Source organism: Pedobacter sp. GW460-11-11-14-TSB4, from assembly GCF_059423705.1.
Map to the genome: position 1 here is coordinate 21,614 of NZ_JBWKYI010000043.1, position 6,589 is coordinate 28,202.

9 protein-coding genes are annotated in these 6,589 nt (G+C 39.2%); 2 read left to right on the forward strand and 7 right to left on the reverse strand.

The window, feature by feature from the left end:
- From AC07YT_RS24020 to AC07YT_RS24050, 7 genes are all read right to left on the reverse strand, one after another.
- Positions 1–498 (reverse strand): molybdopterin-binding protein, encoded by a 498-nt coding sequence (locus AC07YT_RS24020; protein ID WP_086547008.1) that lies wholly within the window; start codon positions 496–498, stop codon positions 1–3.
- 1 nt (position 499) lies between these two features.
- The gene (locus AC07YT_RS24025) at positions 500–1,240 is read right to left on the reverse strand and encodes a sulfite exporter TauE/SafE family protein (protein ID WP_086547007.1); all 741 of its coding nucleotides are present in this window, start codon (positions 1,238–1,240) and stop codon (positions 500–502) included.
- Between the two features lie 3 nt (positions 1,241–1,243).
- A complete protein-coding gene (locus tag AC07YT_RS24030) occupies positions 1,244–2,422 on the reverse strand; it encodes a molybdopterin molybdotransferase MoeA (RefSeq protein WP_086549362.1) in 1,179 nt (392 codons plus the stop codon).
- A gap of 7 nt (positions 2,423–2,429) precedes the next feature.
- Positions 2,430–3,410, reverse strand: a complete 981-nt coding sequence (moaA, locus tag AC07YT_RS24035) for a GTP 3',8-cyclase MoaA (RefSeq protein ID WP_086547006.1) — start codon at positions 3,408–3,410, stop codon at positions 2,430–2,432.
- A complete protein-coding gene (locus AC07YT_RS24040; protein ID WP_086547005.1) occupies positions 3,407–3,997 on the reverse strand; it encodes a nucleotidyltransferase family protein in 591 nt (196 codons plus the stop codon). The genes moaA and AC07YT_RS24040 overlap by 4 nt, the downstream gene beginning before the upstream one ends.
- 3 nt (positions 3,998–4,000) lie before the next feature.
- Complete coding sequence (locus AC07YT_RS24045) at positions 4,001–5,116, reverse strand: XdhC family protein (protein WP_086547004.1); 1,116 nt, start codon at positions 5,114–5,116, stop codon at positions 4,001–4,003.
- 188 nt (positions 5,117–5,304) lie between these two features.
- Positions 5,305–5,535 (reverse strand): hypothetical protein, encoded by a 231-nt coding sequence (locus tag AC07YT_RS24050; protein WP_086547003.1) that lies wholly within the window; start codon positions 5,533–5,535, stop codon positions 5,305–5,307.
- A gap of 207 nt (positions 5,536–5,742) precedes the next feature.
- Here AC07YT_RS24050 and AC07YT_RS24055 point away from each other — a divergent pair, with 207 nt between their 5' ends.
- Positions 5,743–6,327: a sigma-70 family RNA polymerase sigma factor gene (locus tag AC07YT_RS24055; protein WP_086547002.1), complete on the forward strand. Its 585-nt coding sequence runs from the start codon at positions 5,743–5,745 to the stop codon at positions 6,325–6,327.
- 1 nt (position 6,328) lies between these two features.
- Positions 6,329–6,589, forward strand: a 261-nt coding sequence (locus AC07YT_RS24060; RefSeq protein ID WP_494945562.1) for a hypothetical protein, incomplete at its 3' end; no start/stop codon positions are given.

Here is a 6,589-nt window from a genome sequence, read left to right on the forward strand (position 1 = left end):
CTAATTTACCTGTAAGATGCTGATTTTACTCAATCCTTTTACAAATCTTCTTCCTGTTGCGAAATCGCTGGGCGTAATAATGGCGATATTTCCCTTTTCCGCTTTTACCGGTAAGGCATCATAACCGGTTAAAACCAACACTTGATTTCCCGTAGGCGAATTAAAGATTTCGTTCCAGGAGTACACAACTTTATAGTTATCGGTTGCGGTAAAAACCAGATAATATTCACTTAATGTTTTGGGCGAGGCCGCATCTATTTCTACCTTGGCCAAAATATCTTTCAAAAGCACACCTTTAATGTTTTTGATACTGCTTTTGCGCTGCATCAGGTGGTTATAAATCGTCATACTATCCAAACTAACGGATTTATAGGCGCTTAAATTGTTCAAAGTAATTGTTAATGGTGTTTTAACTTTTCCTTCAATTACAAATTGCTTGCTTTCTTGAGCATGCGCAGCAAAACTTAAAAACAATAGGGCGATGATGAGATATTTCATGTTATGCATGTGTAAATAGTAATTTATAAGCGGCCAGCGCCAATACGCAGGCCAGTACATTTTTTAAAACAGTTTGCGGAAATTTTAAGGCACCAAAATAAGCACCACAAATGCCTCCAGCGAAAGCTACCCCAACATAAGCGAGCATGTGGCTGTTAAATTCGAAACCTTTAATCAACTGTCCGCCTAAACCGGCAACCGAATTAACAAAAATAAAGGCCGCGCTAATGGCTGCAGTTTGTTTTTGATCCGTCCACTTTAAAAGTAACAGGATAGGAGAAAGGATAATCCCGCCTCCGATGCCAATCATGCCCGAAAGTAAACCGATAATCCCCCCAATAAGCAATGATAACGGAATGTTTGATGGTTTGAAATCTTTCGGATCGGTATTTTTAAAGAAGAAAAAACGGATCACCGGAATGAGTAAAAGTACACCCAAAATCTTTTTATAAATGGAACTTTCAATGGCCATCATACCACCAACAAAAGAGAGCGGGATGGAAGCGAGCGCAAAAGGCCAAAAAGTTTTCCATTTAAAATGGCCACCGCGGTAAAACTGGATAAAAGAGGTGGAAGAAACAAACAGGTTAAGCAATAGTGCCGTAGGTTTCATTACGGCAGGCGAAATGGCGAAAATAGCCATCAGTGCGAGGTAACCGCTTGCGCCTCCATGCCCAACTGAAGCATATAAAAAGGCTACAATAAAAAGTAAACAGTAAAAGAGGATAAAACTTTCTTGCATCGTTTAGTCTGGTAAAATCAATACGGTGAGGATGTCGCTTTCTTTAAAATGTTCTTGTGTTTCGTTCAGGCAGATCAGGCAATTGGCCTGTGCAAAAGAGCTTAACCGGTATGACTCCTGGGCGCTGAGTGGGGTAACCAGCCCATTTTCATACTTACCTTTCAGAAAATGTGTTAACCCGGCAGGTTTGGAATAGGTGTGCGTAAGCTCTGCCTGAACCTCCATTACGCTATTGCTTTTATGCGATAAGGATTTGATGGATGGCAATACATAATTATAATAGCAACTGAGTACAGATGAAGGATTACCTGGAAGTCCGAATATTAGTTTTTGATCTTTGGTGCCAAAATATAACGGTTTGCCAGGTTTCTGTTTCACCTTATGGAAAATCTGTTTGATGCCGCAATGTGAAGCTGCTTCGATTACGAAATCGTAATCGCCTACACTTACACCTCCGGTGAGCAGCACCACATCACTGCTTGCTGTTGCAGTTTGTAATACTTTTTTGAGGATTTCCAGATCATCATCGGCTTCGTAAATGGTAATCTGTTCTATGCCTTCCTGTTTTAAAGCTGCAGAAAGCGAATAGGAATTCGATTCATACACCTGTCCAAATTCGAGTGTTTTCCCCGGTTGTTGTAATTCTTTTCCCGTTACAATAATCGAAATTTTGGGCATGGGATAAACGCTAACTTCGTTAATACCAATCCCTGCCAGAAAGCCAATAGCAGCAGGACTAAGCAGATTTCCTTTTTCCATTGCCAATGCTCCGGCCATAATTTCTGAACCTTTATCCCGTACATTTAAGCCAGGTTTTAAATTGGGATCTTGTAAGGTAATTTTTCCATCCTTACGTGTAATTTTTTCCTGCATCACCACGGTGTCGGCACCTTCAGGTAAGGGGGCACCTGTAAATATTCTGCTGGTTTGTCCCTCTTGTATAGTGATACGGATTGCCGTTCCTGCGGCCATTTCGCCTATTAAGGCGAGCTCTTGTTCTTGATCTTCAAACTTAATGGCATAACCATCCATAGATGATTGACTAAATGCAGGAATATCGTATTTAGCATAAACATCGGCTGCAAGAATGTGTCCCGATGCCTTGGCCAAATCAATTGAAATGGGATTGAATGCTATGATGTGTTGAGAAATGAGGTCTTTTGCTTCTTTAACGCTAATCATGAAAATTTTATCCTCCAATGGTAATCATACTTCTGTTTTGAATGGTAGTGGCATCAATTTTTTCGAAATCGCTTACCAGTTGCCCACCCAATGCTTTCTTTTTGCTCCAAATGGCCGATTGAATGAGTGGGAGCACATCTTCATTTTTCCGCAATGCCGTAAGCAGATCGGTTTCACTATCCGAAAAAAGGCAGTTTTTGAGTTTGCCATCTGCAGTTAAGCGCATCCGGTTACAGGTATCACAAAAAGGATTGGTCATGGTGCTGATAATGGCAAACGAACCTTCATGACCAGGGATCATGAAACTTTTGGCTGTATCGTGTGCTTCTCCTTTAACAGGTAATACGGTGAAATCTTTTTCAACCACAGATAGGATTTCAGCTAAAGAGAACATCTTATTGCTCGTCCACTTGTTTCCGCTAAAGGGCATAAACTCAATAAACCTGATCTGGATGGGATTATGTTTGGTCCAACTGATAAAATCGCCGATCTCATTGTCGTTAAGACCTTTCATCACCACCATATTTACTTTTACCTTGATTTTGTGCTGCAAAAGCAGTTCGATATTACTGCGTACCTGATGGAAAACATCCCTTCGGGTAATCATAAAGAATTTTTCCGGCTGAAGGGTATCTAAGCTGATATTGATGGTTTTAATACCTGCCTCTTTTAAAACCGGGAGCATTTCTGCAATGCGGGTTCCATTTGTGGTAATGACGAGCTCGACCGGAAGTTTACCCAGTGCGGCAATAATTTGGGCGGCATCTTTTCTTACCAATGGTTCACCGCCGGTAAGCCTGATTTTTTTTACGCCATTGGCCACAAAAATTGCTGCGAGCTTAATAATTTCGTCGGTTTGCATGAGCCGGGAGGCAGGGGTAAAGTCGTACTCTTCTTCAGGCATGCAATAAAAGCAGCGAAAATTACAGTTATCGGTAAGCGATATCCGCAGGTAATCGTGTATTCTTCCAAAAGAATCTGCTATCATTGCTGGCTAATTAAATTGTTGTAATCTGTTTCTGTATCAATATCAATTCCTCCACCTTCGAAAATTACGGTTTCCAGCTCATGGGGATGCTGTTTTAATATGTTTTTTGCCCCTTCTGCGCCTTTGAGCGATAAAAGTGCTTCAAAGTAATCCTTTTTGAAGAGGACAGGAGTTCCGATCGTTTCGGCATATGCACTGGCAATGATATTTTTACCCGTTTCTTTCTGCTTTTCGATTAAGTGATTAAAGTTACTCATTTTTATAAAAGCCTGGTCGGCAACTGCAATAATGATACATTCCAATGCACTATTATTTTTGATCATGGATGAAAGTCCGGCAACAATACTCGAAGCCATTCCATTTTTCCAGTTTTCGTTAATCACGATGCTGATCTGATCATTCTGGTGCCGGGCGGCTATTTCTTTAGCATTTGCACCTAAAACAACCAGAACAGGTTTGCAATTTGTGGCTAAAGCTTCATCTATGACGGTTTGCAAGAGTGTTTTTCCCTTGTAATCCAAAAGCTGTTTTGGTCTCCCTAAACGTGAAGAGCTGCCAGCTGCCAATATGATGATGCCCGTTTTCAATGCTTAATTACTTTTTAATTCGTAAACGTGGATCGGTTTTTTCTTCTCTTTTAAAAACATAGCCGAAGCGCCTGTAAAAACCGATTTAATCTCTGCGAGAATAGAAATGGCAATTTCTTCTGCAGTTTCTGCACCAATATCAAGCCCAATTGGCCCATGCACACGTGTTTCGTTTGCCGGTGTTGCTAAATCCAGTTCACCTAACATCCTGATCAGCTTTTTCTTTGGGCCTAGTGTACCAATATAGGGTACTTTTGTATTCAATAGATATTTAAGTAGCTCGAGATCATAATTGTAATTATGTGTCATCAGTACAAAAGCGGTTTGTGCATCTATCTGAATTTGAGCCAAAATGTTTTCAGGTTTGCTCACTAAAACCCTGGTTGCGTTTGTAAAACGCTGAGGCGTGGCATGTGTAGGCCTTCCGTCTATCACCGTTACTTCCCAACCCAAAAGGTAAGCCATTTCGGCCAGAGGCTGTGCATCATTGCCTGCACCGGCTATAATTAATGAAATTGGGGGTTGGATAAACTCCAGAAAGGCATCAATCTGTTGATTTTCAGTTTTATAGTTTTTGAATGTGGCTGTTTTATTCCTGTAAACTTCTTCAGCATCCTGAAGTACTTCATCCTTGATTTCTTTTGAAATTTTAGATAAAACAGGTTCATTTCTAAAGAGCATGCTGGTGCCCAATTGCAGCTTATCTGTTAAGGAAAAAAGTGTTACCAATACGGCATGCGCTCTTTTGCCTTGCAAAGCGGTTAAAATAGCTATGGGGTTTAACGCATCCGCTTCTATAATGGGTTCGAATAAAATATGTACAATACCATTGCAGCCCAGCTGAACACCAAATTTAGCATCATCTTCGTCGGTGGTATCGTAAGTAATGAGTTTGTTCTCCTGCTGTACAATTGCCGAAAGCGCTTTTCGTAACGCATCACCCTCTAAACAACCACCGCTAATGGCACCGGTTAGCTGTCCGTCTTCAGTAATCAGCATCCTGGCACCAGGTCTGCGGTAAGAAGAACCTTCTACCTGAACTACCGTTGCAAGGGCCGTTTTTTTCTTTTCCTTCGTTGCCTTTTGGTACGCCTTTATGATATCGGTAATTTCTTTCATTAGGGATTGATGTAATAGATGATGCAATTTAATCATAATCTATTACAAAATAGCCAAAAGAAAGCCATAAGATATGCTACAATAAAGCAGCGTTCTATAAATGGAGCTAAATTAACCCTGATGAAAGTTTTTTCTAACTTTTATGTTTTTTAGAGTGGTAATTTCTGCTTTTTAAGGAAAATATGGGGTTAAAAAGGTTCGGAATGAAAAATTTCGAGATTAATGCAGCGCAAACCAATACTGTTAAACAGTTCAGTAATTTCTTTTGTCCAGTCTCTTGGCGAATCGACCCTAAGGATTTTATCAGAATCCCATAAATCGATATTCCATTTAATTTCTTTGAACTGGCTGTTCAGCAATGGACTGATTACGTTTAACTCGCTATCCGTAGATACATTTGTTTTGAAAACGGCTATCATATAGAAAAGTTTTTAGGTTTATTATGAGCTGTAGACGTACAACTTTAAAAATTACTTTAAATCAGAATGATTTTTTTAAATATTTTTATTTAGCTCCATCAGCATACAGGCCTTTTTATAAAAAAAATATAAAATAATTTGTAAGGATATTTCATTCCCTGCGACTAATCAATTAAGCAGTATATTTATATAAGATAATACCAAAACATGCAGAACGAAACGGATAGAGAATATACAGTTAAGAACGTTCATTCAGACCCACTAAGTTGGGTAGAAAAATATGCTGATTACCTGTATGGCTTTGCGATGTTGAGCGTAAGAGACGAAAATGTAGCTAAAGATTTAGTACAGGATACTTTTTTGGCAGGTTTACAAAGATTAGATCGCTTTGAGGGAAATAGTAAAGAGAAAACCTGGCTAACGGCAATTTTAAAAAACAAAATAGCTGATTTTTACCGAAAACGTTCTGCTAATAAGATAATGGACGCAGGAAACGAACTGAAGGATTTTTTTGATGCAGAATCAGGACACTGGACTGAAAAAGATTATCCAAGAGCATTTGGTTTGGAAATAGATAACCCTTTAATGATGAAAGAACTGGGTGCTATCTTGAATGACTGTTTGACCAAACTTCCTGGCTTATGGTTTTCTGTATTTTCAATGAAACATATGGACGATCTCACGTCAGAGCTGATTTGTACCGAATTAAAACTCAGCACTGCTAATTTCTGGGTGATTATGCACCGCACAAAACTTAACCTGAGGGCCTGCCTTCAAAAAAACTGGAACTGATATGATAAGTGCACTGAGAAATATGATCAATAACTGTAAACAGGCTACTTTTTTAACTGAAAAAAAAATAGCTGGAAAAATTACTGTAGCAGAGACCTTGCAATTGCATGTTCATTTGGCTGGTTGTTCTGTGTGCAGGATTTATCAGCAACAAAGTATGTTGATTAATCAGGCCTTTGTAAGTTTCAAAAACAACGATTTTAAACTGGACGAAGCATTTAAAAAAAACTTAACCGAGAAAATTGAAAAAGAAATAAATAAA

Bases quoted from the DNA above. Each gene is read 5' to 3' on its own strand.
- AC07YT_RS24050 (WP_086547003.1), bottom strand. From the start codon at position 5,535: ATGATAGCCGTTTTCAAAACAAATGTATCTACGGATAGCGAGTTAAAC.
- AC07YT_RS24045 (WP_086547004.1), bottom strand. From the start codon at position 5,116: ATGAAAGAAATTACCGATATCATAAAGGCGTACCAAAAGGCAACGAAG.
- AC07YT_RS24020 (WP_086547008.1), bottom strand. From the start codon at position 498: ATGAAATATCTCATCATCGCCCTATTGTTTTTAAGTTTTGCTGCGCAT.
- AC07YT_RS24025 (WP_086547007.1), bottom strand. From the start codon at position 1,240: ATGCAAGAAAGTTTTATCCTCTTTTACTGTTTACTTTTTATTGTAGCC.
- AC07YT_RS24030 (WP_086549362.1), bottom strand. From the start codon at position 2,422: ATGATTAGCGTTAAAGAAGCAAAAGACCTCATTTCTCAACACATCATA.
- AC07YT_RS24055 (WP_086547002.1), top strand. From the start codon at position 5,743: ATGCAGAACGAAACGGATAGAGAATATACAGTTAAGAACGTTCATTCA.
- moaA (WP_086547006.1), bottom strand. From the start codon at position 3,410: ATGATAGCAGATTCTTTTGGAAGAATACACGATTACCTGCGGATATCG.